Source organism: Streptococcus infantis, assembly GCF_019929575.1.
GTDB classification, from domain to species: Bacteria; Bacillota; Bacilli; order Lactobacillales; family Streptococcaceae; genus Streptococcus; species Streptococcus infantis_L.
The window spans coordinates 1-506 of record NZ_JAHZPU010000098.1 but is presented as its reverse complement, the minus strand read 5'-3'; the positions used below and the strand labels follow the sequence as shown (position 1 = coordinate 506).

General features: G+C 40.9%; 1 pseudogene. It reads right to left on the bottom strand.

Going from position 1 to position 506, the window contains the following annotated elements:
- Positions 1 to 506, bottom strand: a pseudogene (locus K1I67_RS09890) (MucBP domain-containing protein); the annotation flags it as partial.

The window sequence follows — 506 nt, the reverse complement described above, 5'->3', positions numbered from 1 at the left end:
ACATTCTTATCGCCTTCGATAACCTTACCAGTTGTTGGGTCTGTTGACTTCAAGTGACCTTGGTCATCTACTTCACCGGCTGTGTAAGTACCAGCTGGAACCAATTCGTAAGTCTTACCTTCGAATTCAATCTCTTGTGGACGGTTGTCTACAACTGTGTCGTAGTCTTTGTCTACTGGTTGAGCTTTTTCATCAGTAACATCGTCCTTGATTGTCTTACCTTCTGTATCAACGTAGTGGACATAGACATTACCATTCACTTCTTTATAAACATAAGTGATAGTTGATTTTGGTTTAGTAACCTTACCTGTAACTGGGTCAGACTTTTCAAGGTGTCCATTCTCATCAACCTTACCTACAGGATAATCACCCTTCGGTACGATCTTATAGGTCTTACCATCTTCTGCCTTGATGAAGTTAGGTTTTTCACCTTCCTCAGTAGTGTCATATGGTGTGTCATATGGTGAGTTTGGTGTGTCTTGACGAGGTTTTTGAATCTCTTTACC